At 68.0% G+C, this 17,576-nt stretch carries 14 protein-coding genes; 9 read left to right on the forward strand and 5 right to left on the reverse strand.

Annotated features, from left to right (window positions below):
* Positions 1 to 732 carry a dienelactone hydrolase family protein gene (locus ACYR7D_RS09695; protein WP_459549271.1) on the forward strand — a complete coding sequence of 244 codons (732 nt, stop codon included), beginning with the start codon at positions 1 to 3 and terminating at the stop codon, positions 730 to 732.
* A 162-nt stretch (positions 733 to 894) separates the two neighbouring features.
* On the opposite strand, the gene ACYR7D_RS09700 is transcribed toward ACYR7D_RS09695, so the two are convergent.
* Complete coding sequence (locus ACYR7D_RS09700) at positions 895 to 1,518, reverse strand: TetR/AcrR family transcriptional regulator (protein ID WP_459549272.1); 624 nt, start codon at positions 1,516 to 1,518, stop codon at positions 895 to 897.
* Positions 1,519 to 1,572: 54 nt separating this feature from the next.
* Here ACYR7D_RS09700 and ACYR7D_RS09705 point away from each other — a divergent pair, with 54 nt between their 5' ends.
* Positions 1,573 to 2,469: a sterol desaturase family protein gene (locus ACYR7D_RS09705; RefSeq protein WP_459549273.1), complete on the forward strand. Its 897-nt coding sequence runs from the start codon at positions 1,573 to 1,575 to the stop codon at positions 2,467 to 2,469.
* Here the strand turns inward: ACYR7D_RS09705 and ACYR7D_RS09710 are convergent.
* On the reverse strand, positions 2,436 to 2,807 hold the full coding sequence (locus ACYR7D_RS09710; RefSeq protein ID WP_459549274.1) for a winged helix-turn-helix transcriptional regulator: 372 nt from the start codon (positions 2,805 to 2,807) through the stop codon (positions 2,436 to 2,438). The two genes, ACYR7D_RS09705 and ACYR7D_RS09710, sit on opposite strands and share 34 nt — an antisense overlap.
* A 118-nt stretch (positions 2,808 to 2,925) precedes the next feature.
* Here ACYR7D_RS09710 and ACYR7D_RS09715 point away from each other — a divergent pair, with 118 nt between their 5' ends.
* A complete protein-coding gene (locus tag ACYR7D_RS09715) occupies positions 2,926 to 4,056 on the forward strand; it encodes an oxidoreductase (protein ID WP_459549275.1) in 1,131 nt (376 codons plus the stop codon).
* A gap of 263 nt (positions 4,057 to 4,319) precedes the next feature.
* Positions 4,320 to 4,913 (forward strand): hypothetical protein, encoded by a 594-nt coding sequence (locus tag ACYR7D_RS09720; protein WP_459549276.1) that lies wholly within the window; start codon positions 4,320 to 4,322, stop codon positions 4,911 to 4,913.
* Positions 4,914 to 4,932: 19 nt separating this feature from the next.
* On the opposite strand, the gene ACYR7D_RS09725 is transcribed toward ACYR7D_RS09720, so the two are convergent.
* Positions 4,933 to 5,676 (reverse strand): CPBP family intramembrane glutamic endopeptidase, encoded by a 744-nt coding sequence (locus tag ACYR7D_RS09725; protein WP_459549277.1) that lies wholly within the window; start codon positions 5,674 to 5,676, stop codon positions 4,933 to 4,935.
* A gap of 155 nt (positions 5,677 to 5,831) precedes the next feature.
* Here ACYR7D_RS09725 and ACYR7D_RS09730 point away from each other — a divergent pair, with 155 nt between their 5' ends.
* Positions 5,832 to 7,361, forward strand: coding sequence for an alpha/beta fold hydrolase (locus tag ACYR7D_RS09730; RefSeq protein WP_459549278.1), 1,530 nt, complete (start codon positions 5,832 to 5,834; stop codon positions 7,359 to 7,361).
* On the opposite strand, the gene ACYR7D_RS09735 is transcribed toward ACYR7D_RS09730, so the two are convergent.
* Positions 7,355 to 8,302: an RluA family pseudouridine synthase gene (locus tag ACYR7D_RS09735; RefSeq protein WP_459549279.1), complete on the reverse strand. Its 948-nt coding sequence runs from the start codon at positions 8,300 to 8,302 to the stop codon at positions 7,355 to 7,357. The two genes, ACYR7D_RS09730 and ACYR7D_RS09735, sit on opposite strands and share 7 nt — an antisense overlap.
* 54 nt (positions 8,303 to 8,356) lie before the next feature.
* Positions 8,357 to 9,067, reverse strand: coding sequence for a siderophore-interacting protein (locus ACYR7D_RS09740; protein WP_459549280.1), 711 nt, complete (start codon positions 9,065 to 9,067; stop codon positions 8,357 to 8,359).
* A 158-nt stretch (positions 9,068 to 9,225) separates the two neighbouring features.
* Here ACYR7D_RS09740 and ACYR7D_RS09745 point away from each other — a divergent pair, with 158 nt between their 5' ends.
* From ACYR7D_RS09745 to ACYR7D_RS09760, 4 genes are all read left to right on the forward strand, one after another.
* Positions 9,226 to 11,082: an ABC transporter ATP-binding protein gene (locus ACYR7D_RS09745; protein WP_459549281.1), complete on the forward strand. Its 1,857-nt coding sequence runs from the start codon at positions 9,226 to 9,228 to the stop codon at positions 11,080 to 11,082.
* A complete protein-coding gene (locus ACYR7D_RS09750) occupies positions 11,079 to 12,815 on the forward strand; it encodes an ABC transporter ATP-binding protein (protein ID WP_459549282.1) in 1,737 nt (578 codons plus the stop codon). Before ACYR7D_RS09745 ends, ACYR7D_RS09750 begins: the two co-directional genes overlap by 4 nt.
* 81 nt (positions 12,816 to 12,896) lie before the next feature.
* On the forward strand, positions 12,897 to 13,838 hold the full coding sequence (locus ACYR7D_RS09755; protein ID WP_459549283.1) for a methionyl-tRNA formyltransferase: 942 nt from the start codon (positions 12,897 to 12,899) through the stop codon (positions 13,836 to 13,838).
* A gap of 186 nt (positions 13,839 to 14,024) precedes the next feature.
* Positions 14,025 to 17,540 carry a non-ribosomal peptide synthetase gene (locus tag ACYR7D_RS09760; protein WP_459549284.1) on the forward strand — a complete coding sequence of 1,172 codons (3,516 nt, stop codon included), beginning with the start codon at positions 14,025 to 14,027 and terminating at the stop codon, positions 17,538 to 17,540.
* Positions 17,541 to 17,576 lie beyond the last annotated feature (36 nt).

Below are 17,576 nucleotides of genomic sequence, written 5' to 3' on the forward strand. Positions count from 1 at the left end.
ATGCACTTCACTTCCGAACAGCGCCTCGACGACGGCGTTGTCGAACGCCGGTTCGCCCTCGGCGAGATCACCGGCATCCTGTGGACGCCCGCGTCCGTATCCGTACCCGCGCCGCTGATCCTGGTCGGCCATCCCGGTGGATTGGACATGATGTACCCGCGCCTGGCGGCCCGGGCCCGGCAGGCCGCAGTCGCGGGCTTCGCCGGGGCCACCATCGAGCTCCCCGGCGGCGGTGATCGGCCCCGCATCGCCGCCGTGGAGCAGGCCCGGGCCGAACTGCGCCGGGCAGTGGCGGCCGGTGAGTCGCCCGCCGACGAGATCGTCGACCGGCTCGTCCTCCCGCTGGTCGACCGGGCGGTGCCGGAATGGCAGGCCGCTGTGGACGACCTTCTCGAGTTACCCGAGATCGGCGGTCCGGTCGGGTATTCGGGAGGGGTGATCTCCATCGGTGTCCGGTTGGCGGTGGTCGAACCGCGTGTCGCGGCCGCCCTGCTGTTCGCCGGGAGTTATGTTCCCCGCGTCATATTCGAGGAGGCCCGGCAGGTCACCATTCCGCTGCAGGTCCTGTTGCAGTGGGACGACGAAGGAAACGACCGGCAGCAGGCGCTGGATCTGTTCGACGCTTTCGGCTCCGCGGAGAAGACGCTGCACGCCAATATGGGCGGGCATACCGGTGTCCCGCGATTCGAGGGGGATGATGCCAACAGGTTCTTCGCCAGGCATCTGAGGTGAGACGGGTCGTGATCCGGACGGCCGATAGGTAGGTCACGGCGTCTCGCGGAGACCTCGAAGGCCCTGGATGAGGTCGGTCGCCGGCCGGACCGCGGCGAAACCCGCGGTCCCGCTTTCCTGATCGGACGGCGGGACTGCGGCGCTGGGCCGGCGTCGTGGCGGTTACCCGCGTAGCGAGCCGATGGAGTACACGGTGTCGATGAGCCGGGTGAATCTGCGGGTCAGATCCGCCGCCGACTCCTCCGGATGCCGGTGAGCCCATGCCATGATCGAGTCCACGATCGCTGTCCAGACCTGTGCCAGGGCGTCCACATCACGTTCGTCGGTATCGCCCAGCGAGTGCAGGAGCCGGCGCACGCCCGATACCGCGTGTTCGGCGATCCGCTCCCGATAGTCACGGACCGGCTGTCCGGCGGCGCCGGTCTCGGGGGCGGTGGAATCGTGGATTATCCGCCACGCGGTTCGCTCGGGGCCGAGGGTGTCGAAGATTGCGCGTAATGCGTTGGCGGGCACCTCGAATGGTGCCGCGTCGCTGCTCATCTCCCGGTCCAGGCGTTCGAGTAACGGCTCGGCCACCACCGTCAGGCATTCGCGGTAGAGCTCTTCTTTCGAGACGAAGTGCTGATACACGAGTGCCTTGGAGATACCCGCACCAGCGGCGATGGACGCCACGGATACCTTCGCGAAGCCCCGCTCGGCGAACTCGCGCAGCGCGACGGTGAGGATCTCGCGGCGGCGATCGTCGGAGGGCATGCCCTTGGTGCCCAGGCCGGCTGCCGTTGACATGGACCAGAACTTACCCTATGGTCACTTCCACTGAAATGACCATAGGGTCACTTCATGTGCGTGGGAGGTACACAGGCCATGACCCTGTGGGAACAGATCAACCAACCGGTCACCTACGCCATCCCGTTCTTCGTGCTGGCGATGGTCCTCGAGATAGTGGCGCTACGCGGGCACCCGGAGGATCGGACGGGCTACGAGAAAGTCGACGCCCGCAACAGTCTGGTCATGGGCGCGGTATCGGTGTTCATCAGCGGCGCGGCCAAACTCGTCGCACTGGCGGGGTACGCCGTGCTGTACGTCCACGCTCCCTGGCAGCTGGATCCGCGCAACCCGCTGTCCTGGGTGGCGGTCATGCTGGGGGTGGACCTGCTCTGGTACCTCTACCATCGGGTATCGCACCGGGTTCGGCTGGTCTGGGCCGCGCACCAGGTGCACCACAACAGCCGGTACTTCAACTACGCCACCGCGCTGCGGCAGAAATGGAACCCCTGGTTCGAACTGCTCTTCTGGACCCCGTTGCCACTACTGGGTGTACCCCCGTGGATGGTTTTCACGGCGTGGTCCTTCAATCTCGTCTACCAGTTCTGGGTACACACCGAAACGATCGGTACCCTGCCGCGCTGGTTCGAGTTCGTCTTCAACACTCCCTCCCATCACCGGGTGCACCATGCCAGCGATCCGGAGTACCTGGATCGTAATTACGGTGGCATCCTCATCCTCTGGGATCGCCTGTTCGGCACCTTCCGGGCCGAAACATTCCGCCCCACCTACGGGCTCACCAAGAACATCGAGAGCACCGATGTCCTCGTCCTGCAGTACCACGAATTCGGCCGGCTGTGGCAAGACCTGCGCTCGACCGGCCGCTTCCGGGATCGGCTCGGCTACCTCTTCGGACCGCCCGGCTGGCAGCCGCCCGATCAGCGGGTACCGGTCACCTCCGCCGAGGGGTAGAGCGTTTCGGGATCCGCGGTGATTTCACGCCGGTACCGCTCGCCCCACGCTTCGAGCAGCCCGGCCACCGGTCGCAGGCTCGCGCCGAGCTCGGTGAGATCGTATTCCACCTTCGGCGGCACCTCGGCGTAGACCGTGCGGCGGATCAGGCCGTCGGCTTCCAGTTCGCGGAGCTGGCGGGTGAGCATGCGCTGGGTGATGGTGGGCATGGCACGGCGGAGTTCACCGAAGCGCAGCGTGCCGTCGAAGAGATGGTTGACGATCGCCATCTTCCATTTGCCGCCGACCACCTCCATCGCCGCTTCGACGGTGCAGTAATCCGGTGTATCGCCGTGCATGTGACCTCCATAGGTATACGAAATGTGCCTACCGCACAAAAAAGACCGTACTTGTACGAATAGGTGATAGCGCGGAATCTGTTCCCTATCGAGTAACCGGTGAGTGTGAGGAGTTCCCGTGACCATCCATCCCGTTCTGTCCGAGGTGCGGATCGGCGCGCTGCGGTTGCGCAACCGGGCGGTCGTGGCACCCATGTCGCGGGTCAGTACCGCGGGCGATGGCGTGCCCACGGCCGCTATGGCGGAGTACTACGCGCGGTTCGCCGCGGGCGGGTTCGGACTGATCATCACGGAGGGGACGTATACGGACGAGGAGTTCAGCCAGGCCTATCCCGACCAGCCCGGAATCGTGACCGCGGACCAGCTCGGCGCCTGGCGGGTGGTCACCGACGCGGTACACGCGGCGGGTGGGGTGATCGCGCTGCAGTTGATGCACGCCGGGGCGCTCGTCCAGGGCAATCGTCACAGTGGCCGGGGTATCGCGCCGTCCGCGGTACCACCGAAGGGTGCCAAGATGTCGGCCTACGGCGGCGAAGGCCCGTTCGCGGTACCGGAGGCGGCGACCCATGAGGACATCCACCGGATCGTGGGCGGGTTCGCCGCGTCGGCCGTACGGGCCCGGACCGCCGGATTCGACGCTGTGGAGATCCATGGTGCGAACGGGTACCTCATCGACCAGTTCCTCACCGACTACACGAATCGGCGGGACGACGAGTACGGTGGCGACCCGGCCGGACGGGTGCGGTTCGCGGTGGAGGTGGTCCGGGCGGTCCGGGCGGCGGTGGGGCCGGCGTTCCCGGTGGGGTTGCGGCTCTCCCAGACCAAGGTCAACGATTTCGGCTACCGCTGGTCCGGGGCGGCCGAAGCCGAAACGATCTTCCGCGCGGTCGGTGCGGCCGGGGTCGACTACCTGCATCTCGCGAGTGAGGGGCGGGACTGGTACGAGACCGCCGTCCTGGATACCGGAGCGACCGTCACCCGGCTGGCCAGGGCGATCACCGGGCTCCCGGTGATCGCCAACGGCGGTATGCACGTACCCGATCTCGCCCATACCGTCCTCGACGAAGGACACGCGGACCTGGTGGCGCTCGGCCGTGGTGCGCTCGCGAACCCGGACTGGCCGCAGGTGATCGCCGCGGCGGCCCGGCCGGCCGAATTCGATCGGACGATGCTCGACCCCGAGGTGACGCTCGCCGCTCAGCGATCCTGGGAGCGAGCGCGGCGCGAGCGGGTCGCCGCGGGCCGATAGCGCAGTGGCGACAACCGAGGGGCGGATACGGACGCGGCCGGTGTGCTGTTCGGCCGAAAACGGCCGATATGTGACACCGGGGCCCGAGATGTGTTCTACCCCAGTAAGGTTCGTATTGATCCGGACGGGTTGACAGGGTGGCCGGGTGACGGACATTTCCTCCACCCTGTTTCCTGTCGCGGCGTCGTTTCCGCCCCTTGAAATGTGATATAGGGGAGGGCGGTTGACGGGGTGGGGAGGGTCGGCGTTACGGTGTACGGGCTATGAGGGACGCTGCGACAACGATTTCGGGGGCCTGGCGGATCGACGACGGTACAGCGGTGACCTTCCGTGATGCCGCGGTGGCCTGGGCGATGGCCGCGCACGAGGTGCTGGCCGAGACCGCGACGGAGTACGGGTACTTCGTCACGGTCCAGGAGCTGGCCGACCGGGTGCAGGAGATGTCGGGGGTGCGCACCGACGCCCCGACCCGTACCTGGATGGACGCGATCCTGCGTAAGGTGGCCAGACGCTGCCACAACGCCGGTGAACCGCCGTTGACCGCGCTGTGCGTCAAGCGAAACCTGAAGGTGAGCGACAGCTACAAGTACGTCCTCGAATTGGCCGCGCTACCGGTGCCGGCCGATATCGAAACCCACGCCGCGTATGCCCGTTGGGCCTGCTACGCGGCCTACGGCGCCGATGTACCCGCGGATGGCGGCACCCCGCCGCCGCTGATCCCGCGCGGCGGGTCGGCCAAGCGCGGTGGCGCCACCACCCGCGCCGCCGCCCCCAAATCGGATCCGGGCGCCCGTACGGTCGTGTGCTCCAACTGCTTCATCCAGCTACCCGCGACCGGTATCTGCGAGCACTGCTGACGGCAGGTCCGCCGTGGCCTCACGCCAGGGTGGTATGCCAGACGAGGGCCGCGGCCAGCGCGCCGGCGCCGTTGACCGCCCAGTGCAGGGCGATAGGGGCCAGCAGGCTGCCACTGCGGTGGCGCAGCCAGGTGAACACGACGGCGGCGGCCGTGGTGGCGACCACGGCGAGCAGTACTCCGGCGACCCGGCCGAGCAGACCGTCTCCGACCAGGCCGGAGAGGCCGCGGTTACTTGCGGTGAGGCCGAACGACGAGGCGATATGCCAGAGTCCGAAGAGCAGCGACCCGGCCGCGAAGACACCGCGGGCACCCCACAACCGGTCCAGGGTGCCGTGCAGGACCCCGCGGAACGCGAGTTCCTCCGGAATAACGGTTTGGAGCGGGATCACGATCATCGAGGCGATCAGGGCGCCCGAGATGGTGGCGTAACGGTCGGCCAGCAAGAACGGGCGGGTCAGCGGTAACGCGGCTCCGACGGCCACCACCGCCAGTACGACGCCGACCGCGGCGAGCGCGTACTTGGTCCCGGTCCGCCAGTGCCGTGGCGACAACCCGAGCTCCGACCAGCGCAGCCCGCGGTGGCGCATGAGTCCCAGCAGCACCGCGGCGGCGACCGGCACACTCACGATATTCGCCCATACGGTGGTGAAATGGGCGATCAGATTGGTACAGGCGAGTACGACCACGACGACCGCTACATCGGCGTAGGCATGGGCTCTGGACCGCGGAGCAGCCGTTTCCTCGTACACCGGGTGGAGCATTCGGGCCAGTGTACGGGCCGGGGTGAGGCGGCCCGTGCGGGTGGAGACGTATCTTCTCTCCTCGGGCGGGCCTTCGCCGGCTCGGCTACCATGTGCCGCGCGTGATCCGATGGGCCGGTGCGCGTGCTCGGATCGATCAGGGGAAGTGGGTTGTGATGGCGACCGGCGTGTATGCCGATCGATGGACGGAGCGCGTATCGAAGCGGACCGCCCGGTGGCTGCTCACGCTGGGGCTGTTGCTGCTGGGAGCGGTGGTGCTCACCGGCGACGATACGCGGATTCCCTACTACAGCCAGGAGCTCCGCTGGGAGCCCTGCGCGACGCCGTCGGTCACCACGCCGGGTCTGGAATGTGCGAAAGTACTGGTACCGCTCGATTACCGCGATCCGGACGGCCGGGTTCTCACCGTGGCGATCTCCCGGGCGCCGGCCACCGACCCCGCCCGGCGCCGGGGCATTCTGCTGTCCAATCCGGGTGGTCCGGGTGCTTCGGGCCTGGACAGCCCGAGCCTGCTGGGCGACGTACTCGATCCGGAGGTGCGGGCACAATACGATCTGATCGGGATGGACCCGCGGGGTGTGGGCGCGTCCGACGCCCCGCCTCGCTGCGGTTGGCGGGTGGGGGAGGCGATTCGTTCGGCCGGTCCGTCGGGGGCCGGTTTCGACGAGGAGGTCGCGCTGGCGGCCGAGTCGGCCGCGGCCTGCCTGGATACCGACCCCGGGAAACTGCGGTTCCTGACCACGCGCAATACGGCTCGCGATATGGATCTCATCCGGGCGGTCCTCGGAGAGGAGAAGCTCAGTTTCTTCGGGCTGTCCTACGGCACCTATCTCGGCGCGGTATTCACCCAGATGTTCCCGGATCGCACCGATCGTATGGTGCTCGACAGCGCGATAGATCCGGACCGGTACTGGACCGGGCTGGTCCAGGATTGGGGCGCGGCCGACGAGAGCGCGTTGGACGATTGGGCGGTCTGGGCCGCGGAGCGGCACCCGACCTACCGGCTCGGGCGGACCGCGGCGGAAGTGCGGGGTACGGTCGAAGCCCTCTATCAGCATGTCGCGCGCCGTCCGGTCGTGCTCGACGGCTATCCGGTGGACGACCGAGTGTTCCCGTTCCTGCTGCACACCCTGCTGCGCAGCTTCCAGGTGAACGCGACACTCGCCGCGACCGTCCGGGATATCGCCGACGCCACCGCCGGCAAAACGCAGAGTTCGCCCGAATCCGGTCTCGCGGAGCTGCTGGAGGGGTTGTACACCGGTGAGAACTCCGCGCTGATGGTGATCGCGTGCGGAGATACCGAGGCCCCGCGCGATCCGCAGTGGTATCGGCGGCGGATCGAAGATACCGCCGCAACCCAGCCGGTGTTCGGCGCGCTGGCGGGCAATATCGGGCCGTGCGCGTTCTGGCCGCGGCCGGTGGAACCCCCGACCACGGTCCGGAACGCGGTTCCGGTGCTCATCACGCAGGCGGCCGAAGATCCGCGGACCCCGTACGCCCATGCGGTGAACCTGCACCGGTATCTCACCGCGTCGCGGTTGGTGACGTTGCGGGACACCCGGATTCATCTGACGTTCCGGCCGGGGCTGAGTGCGTGTGTCGGCGATGCCATCAACGGTTACTTCCGGGACGGACGGTTACCGCCCGCGGATATCGAATGCCGTCCGGATGGTGCGGTTCAGTGAACGGCGGTGGGCGGGGCGGCCCAGCTTTCCGGCGAATGCCAGGCCTGCAGTGTCCGGCCGCTGGCGAATCGGCGGAGTTCACCGGTCACCGGGTCCGTGAATTCGAGCCCGGCGGCGAGCAACTGCAGTGGCCGGGTGAAATCCTCGATATGTTTGTCGGTGATCGTGGGATAGAAGTCGTCGCCCAGGATCGGAATGCCCAGGGAGTTCATATGCAGCCGGAGCTGATGGGTACGCCCGGTCTCGGGTAGGAGCCGGTAGCGGGCGAGTTCGCCGCGGTGCTCGAGTAGTTCGATCCGGGTGCGCGCGTTCGGCGGGCCGGGTACCTCCTGCGCGGCCAGGATGTGTTTCTCCTTGACGATCCGGCTTTCCAGCTCGATCGGGAAGTCGAGTTCGGGCCGGTATCCGGCGACGGCTTCGTACCGTTTGCGGACCCGCTGTCGCTGGAAAAGCGTCTGATACGCGCCGCGTAGCCGAGGGTCGACCACGAACAGGACCAGTCCGGCGGTGGCGCGGTCCAGGCGGTGCGCGGGCACCAGCTCGGGCAGCTCGAGTTCGCGCCGCAGGCGCACCAGGGCGGTCTGCAGAATATGTCGCCCGCGGGGGATGGTGGCCAGGAAATGCGGTTTGTCGGCGACCAGGATGGTGTCGTCGCGGTAGACGACCGGTAGGTCGAACGGCACCGGTTTCTCATCGGGGAGGTCACGGTGGAACCAGACCGCTCCGCCGGGGACATACGGTGCGTCGAGGCCGAGGGGGCCGTCCAGATCCACGATCTCACCGGCGCGCAGCATGGCTTCGATCCGCGCGGGAGCGACCCGGGGTAGCCGATGGACCAGGTGGTCGCGCAGGGTCGCCCAGTCACCCTCTTCGGGGAGCCGCAAACGAGCCGGGTCCAGCCCGTGCCGCTTCGGCAGCGGGGGCTGCTGCCTTCTTCTCACCGGACGCAGCTTAGTCGGCGGTGTCCGGGGGCCGTCCGGCCCGGCCGGGTGGGTCTACTTCCAGTAACCCTGGGCCTTGATCTGCGACTTCGGTAGCGAATGGGTGTTGCGGAAGCTTTTCACCACGGCGCGGGTGGTGGCGGTGTCGCACGCCACCCAGGCGAAGGCGTCCGGGGCGACGGTGATCTCTTCGGCTTTTTCGCGCATACCGCGGCCGTCGTCGATGCGCTGCACCCAGTTCACCTCGTGATGCGGTTTGTTCCGCACCGGCAGGGTGGTATCCGATTCGTACTGCCATTCCAGCCAGACCTTGGCGGGGGTATCGCCGATGGATTCCAGCAGTGTGTTGATCGCGGGCAGGGAGGCGGTATCGCCGAAGATCACGTATTCGCTCGGGGTGACCGCGGGCAGCCGGAAGTTGGAGCCGAGCACCGAGGTCTCGATCACCGCGCCGGCGCGGGCGTGCCGGTCGGCCCACTGGCCGGCCGGACCGCTGTGGATGGCGAATTCGATGTGGAAGTGGTCGTTTTCCGGGTCCTGGTCGATGAGCGTGTAGGCGCGATGGTGCAGTTTGTCGGTTTCGGCGTCGGGGATCCACAGCCGGACGAACTGGGTGGGATGTACCGGATGGTCGGCCAGCAGGCCACCCGCGGTGAAGCCGATGCGGACGAACTTATCGGTGATCCGTTCGGTGGAGGTGACCGTGAGCCGGTAGTCGTCGGCCCGCCACACCTTCATGATGACGCCATTACTGCCTCTTCCCATGCAGGTTAGCTTAACCTAACTATTCGCCCGCGGTGGTGCTTGGCGATTCGTTTTGTCGAGAACCCTGAACGGGAGAAGAAACTTAGCCTTACCTATCTTTTTCGGGAGGCCTGTGTGAAGATGTGGGCCGATCAGCACGACGGCCGAAGGGCGAGAACATGACTGTGGAGGCCGCGCCGGTACCGGTGGCGGAGACGGGGAACCGGCCCCCGCGCGCACAGCAGAAAGCGCAGAAGCAGCGGGAAGCGCAGGCGCGCAAGGAAATTCTCGCGCCCGTGAACGGTGCCCTCACGATCGCGAGCGCGATCGTCGCGGTGGCCGCGGTCGGCAATGTCGTACCGTTCGTGCTCATCGTCGAGGCCTGCCGGGAAATGCTGGACGACCCCATCGATACCGGCCGGGTCTGGACGCTGCTGTGGGCCGCGGTGATCGTCCTGGTCGTGCGCGGGATACTGCAGGCGGCGGCGCTGAGCTGGTCGCACCACGTGGACGGCGGATTCCAGCTGGCCGTACGCCGCGCTCTCGCCGATAAACTCACCCGGGTTCCGCTCGGCTGGTTCAGCGAGCGCACCTCGGGCGATGTGAAGAAGTACCTGCAGGACGATGTCGAGGCACTGCACTATCTGGTCGCCCACGCCCGGCTGGATTTCGTCGGCGGCGTGGTGGTCCCGGTCGTCACCCTGGTCTATCTCTTCACCGTGGACTGGCGGCTCACCCTCGTGCTGCTGCTTCCGCTGCTGGCGTACGGAGTGCTGCTGAGCCGGATGATGGATCAGACCAGCCGCGACCGCCTCGCCGTGTACAGCCGCTGGGAACGCCGGGTGCAGGCGGCGACCATCGAATTCGTGGACGGGATCCAGGTGGTGCGGGCCTTCGGCCAGGCCGGCCGGGCCCATCACGAGTTCCAGGCCGCCGTGGACGGCCAGACCACCGCCTTCACCCGGTGGAAAACACCGATGATCCGGTTGCAGGCCTGGGCCGATATCACCGTATCGCCGGTATTCGTCATGCTGGTGGTCGTTTTCGCCGGTCTCGGTGCGGTGGCCCTGGACTGGGCGCAGCCCCTGGATCTGCTCCCATTCCTGCTGGTGGGGCTGGGTTTGGGTAGTTCACTGCTGGGCCTGGGGTACGGCGGTCAGGCCCTGCGTGAGGCAGGGGCGGCGGCGGTACGCCTGTACGAGCTGCAGCAGACACCCGAATTGCGTATCGGTGCGCCGGATGCGGCTGCCACACCACGGACCGGCGACGAACCGGGCCTGGTCCGGTTCGAAGGGGTCGGCTTCGGCTACCGCGCCGACCACCGGGTGCTGCGCGATATAGATCTCGAACTCCGTCCCGGCACGCTGACCGCGCTGGTCGGGCCGAGCGGCTCGGGTAAATCCACTCTCGCGAAGCTGCTGCCCCGGTTCTACGACGTGGACACCGGCCGGATCACCATCGGCGGTCGCGATATCCGGGATTTCCCCACCGAGGAGCTGTATCGCACGGTCGGATTCGTCTTCCAGGACGTCCGGCTGATCCGCGGCACCATCCGGGAGAATCTACGGCTGGCCCGGCCGGATGCCGACGACGCGGCACTGGAGACGGCCGCCCGGGCCGCGCAGATCCACGACCGTATCGCCGCGCTGCCGCGCGGCTACGATTCCGAGATCGGGGTGGACGCGACGCTGTCCGGCGGTGAGGCGCAGCGACTTTCGATCGCTCGTGCCCTGCTGGCCGATACACCGGTGCTGGTGCTCGACGAGGCCACCGCCTTCGCCGATCCGGAATCGGAGGCCGCGGTGCAGGACGCGCTGGCCGAACTGGTGGCGGGCCGCACGGTACTGGTGATCGCGCACCGGCTGCACACCATCACCGGTGTGGACCGGATCCTGGTGCTGGAGAACGGCACCCTGGTCGAACAGGGCGAGCACGCCCGGTTGTGCGGCGCGGGCGGTACCTATCAGCGGCTGTGGGAGATCAACGAGGCCGCGCTCGGCGTGGTCGAATCGGCTCGGAGCGGGGTTGCTCGATGATCAAGAAATTACTCGCGTTGGTTCCCGGCGAACACGCACCGCTCGCGCCGCGGTTGTTCGCCGCCATCGTCGCCCAGGCGCTGTGCCAGGCGCTGGCCTATCTGCTGCTGGTCCCGGTGCTGGAGGCCCTGTTCGCCGGTGAGCTGTCCCGGGCCTGGTCCTGGGCACTGGCGATGCTGGCGGCCGTGGCCGTCATGGCCGTATTCGGTTACCTGCAGGCCGTTTTCGGTCTGCGGATCGCCGTGGGTATGCAGCGCGGTCTGCAGACCCGCATCGGGGACCATCTCAACGCGCTGCCGCTGGGCTGGTTCGAGACCCATGGTGCGGGCCCGCTGTCGCGGCTGACGGTCGAGAACGTGCGCGAGATCCAGCAGGCCGTCGCGTATCTGCTGGCCAAGGTGCTCAACAGCATCGTGGTTCCGCTCGCGGTGGCGGTGGGCATGCTGTTCATCGACTGGCGGATCTCGCTGGCCATGCTGCTGTCCGCGCCGGTGCTGTTCCTGGTGAACACCGCCGCGGCCCGTTCGTATGCGGCCTCCGACGCGCGGGCACACGCGGCCGCGGCCGAAGCCGACGCGCGCGTGGTGGAGTTCGCGCAGGCCCAGCCCGTATTGCGGTCGCTGGGCGCGGTCGGTGCCGGTAACCGGGCGTTGGATGCCGCGCTGCGGGAGCAGAAGTCCGCGTCGACCAGGCTCGTCTTCGCCTCGGTGCCGGGCCTCATGGTTTTCGCGCTCTGTGTGCAGGCCGTATTCCTGGTCCTGGCCTACCTCGTGGTGAGCCGGGTGACCGGCGGGGCGATATCGGTGCCGGTGGCCATCGCGCTGATCGCGGTGAGCGCCCGGTTCATCGAACCGTTGAACCTGGCCGCGCAACTGGGCAACGGCCTACGGGGTGCGGCGGCCTCGGTCGAGCGGGTCACGACATTGCTGAACGAGCCGACGCTGCCGGAATCGGCGGCGCGGGTCACCCCGGGGGCGCCCGGTATCGAGTTCGAGAACGTGAGTTTCGGGTACCGTCCGGGCGAGCCGGTTCTGTCCGGTCTGACCTTCAGCGTCGCGCCCGGCACCACTACGGCGGTGGTCGGGCCGAGTGGGGCGGGTAAGACCACGCTGCTGCGGTTGGCGGCGCGTTTCTACGATGTGGACTCCGGCCGGGTGGTGGTGAGCGGTCACGATGTTCGCGAGCAGCCGTCGGAAACGCTGCTCGGCCAGTTGTCGCTGGTGTTCCAGAACGTCTACCTGTTCAACCGGTCGGTGGCCGAGAACATCCGGATCGGCCGGCTGGACGCCTCCGACGCGCAGGTGCGCGCGGCGGCGGAAGCGGCGCGGGTGGACGAGATCGCCGAACGTCTGCCCGATGGTTACGAGACCCCGGTCGGGGAGGGCGGCAGCCTGCTCTCCGGTGGGGAGCGGCAACGGGTTTCGATCGCCCGGGCGCTGCTCAAGGACGCGCCGATCGTGCTGCTCGACGAGGCGACCAGTGCGCTGGATCCGCACAGCGAAGCGGTCGTGGTACGGGGTATCCACGAGTTGACCAGGGGTAAGACCGTGGTGGTGGTGGCGCATCGGCTGGCCACCATCGCGCACGCCGATCAGATCCTGTTCCTCGACGGGGGCCGGATCGTGGAGCGGGGTACGCACGCCGAACTGCTGGAGCTCGGCGGACGTTACGCTGATTTCTGGAACGAGCGCTCGCGGGCGGGAGGCTGGCGATTGGCGCCCGTGGCGGGGTAGCGGCACCGGTAACCCTCGAAATACTTGGAAGTAGGCTAGGCTTGCCTTACTTCTACCGTAGATCGAGGATGGGGTTGGTTCATGCGTATCGTCTCGTTCGGGTTCCAGACCTGGGGGCGAAAGACTCTGCAGGCACTGATCGATTCCGAGCACGAGGTCGTGCTCGCGGTCACCCACCCCGCCAGTGAGCATTCCTACAAGGGAATCTGGTCGGATTCGGTGGAGGAGCTGGCCCGCGAGCACGGTATCCCCGTACATCTGACCGAACGAGCCGACGACGAGACCATCGATCTGGTCAAGCGGGCCGAACCGGATGTCATCGTGGTGAACAGCTGGTACACCTGGATGCCGCCGGAGCTGTACAACATGCCCACGCACGGCACGTTGAACCTGCACGATTCGCTGCTGCCGAAATTCACCGGGTTCTCGCCGGTGTTGTGGGCGTTGATCAGCGGCGCCACCGAGTTCGGTCTCACGGTGCACCGGATGGACGACCAGCTCGACACCGGCGATATCCTCGTGCAGCATTCGCTGCCGATCGGCCCCGATGCCACGGGTACGGAGCTGGTGCTCGCCGGGATGGAGCTCATCCCCGGGGCGGTCGAGGAGGCGCTTGCGGCCATCGCCTCCGGTACCGCGGTGTGGCGTCCGCAGGACAAGGCCGCTCGCACCTACTTCCACAAGCGGTCCGAGCGGGACAGCCGGATCGATTGGCACTGGGCGGCGGTGGATCTGGAGCGATTCGTCCGGGCCTTGTCGGCGCCGTATCCGCGGGCATTCTCCTTCTATCGCGGGGAGCGGATCGAGGTGCTGGAATCCGGTGTGTCGGCCGCGCGTTACGGAGGCACCCCGGGCCGGGTCATCGTGCAGGAGGGTGGCGGGGTCGTCGTCTGCGGGCCGCAGGCCTATCGCGGCGAGAATCACGGCCTGCTGATCACCCGGGTGCGTGACGCGGCCGGTGCCGAGCATTCCGGGGCCGAATTCTTCCGGCGCGGCGGTTATCTCACCGACGCGCCGGAGTGACCCCGCGGGGGCGCCGGGTCGCCGCGGTGGCCGTCCGGGTGGAGCCGGTGTCGCCGGGGCGGGGACGGGCGGGCGCGCTTCTCGGGCGGTGATCCGAAGATTCGCCATCTAAGGTTAGGCAACCCTATGTAAATGGGTTACGCTGCTAGCGCGGAACACCCGCGGAGTACGACAGGAGTGGCAGCGGTGGTTGAGTCAGGTCAGAAGACCGCGGCGGTGGACGTGAGCGAGGTACGGGCGGCGGTCGCCGAACAACTCGGTCTCCCCGCGGAAGAGGTCGCTCCCGACGCGGATCTCATCCAGCTGGGCCTGGACTCCATCCGCACCATGAAACTGGCGGGCCGATGGCGGAAGAGCGGCCACGACATCAATTTCGCGGAACTCGTCGCGGCACCGACCGTAGCGGACTGGTATCGGCTGCTCACCACCCCGCACGAGCAGCCGCCCGGTGAGGCCTCCGAACAGGCATCCGAGAGTTCGAGCCCGGCCGAAGCGGTGGTGGAGCAGTCCGACCCGGTCGCGGAATCCGAACCCTTCCCGCTGGGCCCCATGCAGCACGCCTACTGGATCGGTCGCTCCGACGAGCAGGAACTCGGCGGGGTCGCCGCCCATCTGTACGTCGAATTCGACGGGGCCGGGGTGGATCCGCAACGACTGGACCGCGCGGTGACGGGGCTGGTCGCGGCCCACCCCATGCTACGCACCCGCGTCCTGCCCGACGGGCGGCAGCAGATACTGCCCGCACCCGGACGCCCGGTGTTCACGGTGGTGGATCTGCGTGGGGAGACGGCCACCACCGCCGAGGCGGAACTGGAGCGCCTGCGAGAGCGGATGACTCACCAGCGGCTGGCGATCGAAGACGGGCAGATGCTCGATATCGTGCTCAGCCTGCGCCCGGACGGCCGAACCAGACTGCATCTGGACGTCGATATGATCGCCGGTGACGCGCTGAGCTATCGCATACTGGTCGCGGATCTGGCCGATCTCTACCACGGCCGCGAGCTACCCCCACAGACCTACAGCTACCGGCGCTATCGCACCGAACGCACCATCGATGCGGCGGCGCGGGAACGGGACCGGCAGTGGTGGCGGGATCGGCTGCCCACACTGCCCGGCGCACCGGAACTACCGGCCGCGCCCACCGGCGAGCGACCGGACGCCCGGCGCACCGTCCGCTACAACCATTGGCTGGCCCCCGAGGGCAAACAGCGGCTGCTGGCCGCGGCGCACGAACGCGGTATCACCCCCGCCATGGCCCTGGCCGCGGTATTCGCCGAAACCATCGGCGGCTGGTCGGCGCAGAGCCACTTCCTGCTCAATGTGCCGCTGTTCCACCGCGAACCCGTGCATCCCGGGGTGGAACGGGTAGTGGGCGATTTCAGTTCCTCGATAATGCTCGACGTGGACGTCACCGAGAATGTGACCGTCGCCGAGCGGGCCCGCACGCTCCAGCGGACCATGCACGAAAGCGGCGCGCACACCGCGTACTCCGGTTTGGAGGTGCTGCGGGATCTCGGCCGATATCGCGGCGAGCCGGTGCTGGCGCCGATCGTCTACACCAGTGCGCTGAATCTCGGCGAACTGTTCGCCGAGACGGTCACCGCGACCTTCGGCGAACCGGTGTGGATCATCTCCCAGGGCCCGCAGGTGCTGTTGGACGCGCAGGTCACCGAGGTCGGCGGTGGTCTGCTGCTCAACTGGGACGTACGGGAATCGGCTTTCCCGGCCGGAATGGTCGAGGTGATGTTCGCCCGGTACACCGAGGCGGTGACACGCCTGTGCGAGGGCGACGCGGGCTGGGAGGCCGAGGCGCCGGTGCGCCTGCCGGTGGCCCAGGCACAGGTGCGGGCGAAGGTGAACGCCACCGACGGTCCGGTGAGCGGCCGCTGCCTGCACGAGGGCTTTTTCGATTTCGCCACGGCGGAGCCGGATCTCGCGGCGGTGGTGTGGACCCGCGACGGCGCCGACGGTGGATTCACCTACGGTGAGCTGGCGGAACGCGCGCTGGCGGTGGCCGGTGCGCTGCGCGCGGCCGGGGTGCGGCCGGGCGCCACTGTCGCGGTACAACTGCCCAAGGGGCCCGACCAGATCGTCGCGGTACTGGGTGTGCTGGCGGCCGGGGGCGCCTATGTGCCGATCGGGTTCGACCAGCCGGCCGGGCGCCGCGCCGAAATCCTGCGCACCGGCGAGGTGACGGTGGCATTGACGGTGGACGGTGCCGATATGGGAGACGAGGCGATCCGCTGTGTGCCGATCACCGCGGCCGCCCGATATCCGCATCCCCTGCCCGCCCCGGTCGCCACCGGCCCCGACACGCTCGCCTACATCATCTTCACCTCCGGTTCCACCGGGGTCCCCAAGGGCGTGGAAGTGCCGCATCGCGCCGCGATGAACACCATCGACGCGGTCAACGACTGGTTCGGTGTCGGCCGCGCCGATCGGGTACTCGCCCTTTCCGCATTGGAATTCGACGCCTCGGTATACGACATCTTCGGCATGTTCTCCGTCGGCGGGTCGGTGGCGGCGGTGGATGCCGATCAGCGTGCCGAGGCCACCTCCTGGGTGGACCTGCTGCGGCGGCATCGCGTAACCGTCCTGAACTGTGTTCCGGCCATGCTCGACATGATCCTGGAGATCGGCGGTGACGATCTCGGTGATTCGCTGCGTGCGGTGACCCTGGGCGGTGACTGGGTGGGCGCGGATCTGGCGCGCCGGCTGGCCCGTCAGGTGCCCGGCTGCCGCTTCGCCGGTTTGGGCGGGGCCACCGAAACCGCCATCCACAACACCATCTGCGAGGTCGCCGACCCACCGGATCATTGGGTGACGGTGCCGTTCGGAGTGCCGCTGCGCAATGTGCGGTGCCGGGTGGTCTCGACCGCCGGCCGTGACTGCCCCGACTGGGTGCCCGGTGAATTCTGGGTGGGCGGGGCGAATGTGGCCTCGGGTTATCGCAACGATCCCGAGCGGACCGCGCAGCGGTTCGTCGAACACGACGGCTTGCGCTGGTACAAGACCGGTGATCTGGCGCGTTACTGGCCGGACGGCACGATCGAATTCCTCGGCCGAGCCGACCATCAGGTGCAGATCCGCGGGTACCGGGTGGAGCTCGGGGAGGTCGAGACCGCGTTGCGGACCGCGCCGGGAGTACGGCACGCCGTGGCAGCGGTGGTGGGGTCCGGTGCGCCGCAGCTCGTCGCGGCGGTGACCGGGGCCCGCGGCGATACGGCCGATATCGTCGCCGCGATTTCTGATCGACTGCCCGGCTATATGACTCCCTCGCGGATCGAGCTCCTGGACGCGATGCCGCTGACCGCCAACGGCAAACTGGATCGCCGGGCGGTGGTGGCGTTGCTGGAGTCGGATTCCGGGCCCACCGTGGACGGCGCCGCGCGTAACGATGTGGAGGCCGCGCTGCTCGATATCGTCGGCACAGTGCTGGGCGGGGCCGAAATCGGTGTGCACGACGACTTCTTCCGGCTCGGGGGAGATTCGGTCCTGGCGACCACCGTGATCGCGCGGGTCCGGGAATGGCTGGATGCCGAACACGCCCTGGTCGCCGATATCTTCGCCGCGCGTACCGTCGCGGCGCTGGCCGAACGGCTGGTCGCGAAGGATCCACAGACCGGCCATCTGGAGCAGGTGGCGCGGGTGTACCTCGAGGTGGCGGGGATGAGCGACGAAGAGGTGCTCGCGCAGACCTGAGAAGTCGCAAGCGCCGGTCGTGTCGTCGGTCCGGCG

Source organism: Nocardia sp. X0981, assembly GCF_977089955.1.